This window comes from Vibrio sp. Y176 (assembly GCF_033438945.1).
This window is the reverse complement of sequence record NZ_JAWOQS010000929.1, coordinates 1-566: the sequence shown is the minus strand read 5'-3', so window position 1 is coordinate 566 and position 566 is coordinate 1. Positions and strand designations below refer to the sequence as shown.

Below are 566 nucleotides of genomic sequence, written 5' to 3'. Positions count from 1 at the left end.
CAGACGAGCGGTTTCTTGATCAATCAAACCGGCGTTTAAGTCCGCATCGATCGCCATTTGTTTACCCGGCAGGGCATCCAATGTAAAACGTGCGGAGACTTCTGAAATACGTTCACCACCTTTGGTGATAACCACAAAGTTAATGATCATCAAGATGATGAAGACCACCATACCGACAACGTAGTTGCCGCCGATCACCACTTCACCGAAAGCTTGAATGACTTTACCAGCGGCATCGCCACCATTATGGCCTTCTAGCAATACGATTCGGGTTGAGGCGACGTTCAGCGTTAGGCGAAGTAAGGTTGCCACCAACAAAATGGTTGGAAAAACAGAAAAGTCGAGTGGCCGCTTTGCTGTGGTACTGACCAGCAATACCAAGATCGCCAATACGATGTTAAAAGTAAACAGCGCATCCAATAGCAATGGTGGTAATGGCAAAATAACCATCGCCAGAATCATCAGCAAAACAATGGGGATGCCAATGTAGCCTTTGGTTGAGGTTTGAAGTTGTTTTAACCGAGTAAGCATACTTTCGTGTCCTTGGATAAACGCGGGTTAATCAG

General features: G+C 46.3%; 1 protein-coding gene. It reads right to left on the bottom strand.

Annotated elements, in window-relative coordinates; translation table 11 throughout:
* The coding region (locus tag R7O13_RS29460) for an FHIPEP family type III secretion protein (protein WP_318305539.1) at nucleotides 1–531 on the bottom strand (531 nt) is incomplete at its 3' end.
* Nucleotides 532–566: the final 35 nt, after the last annotated feature.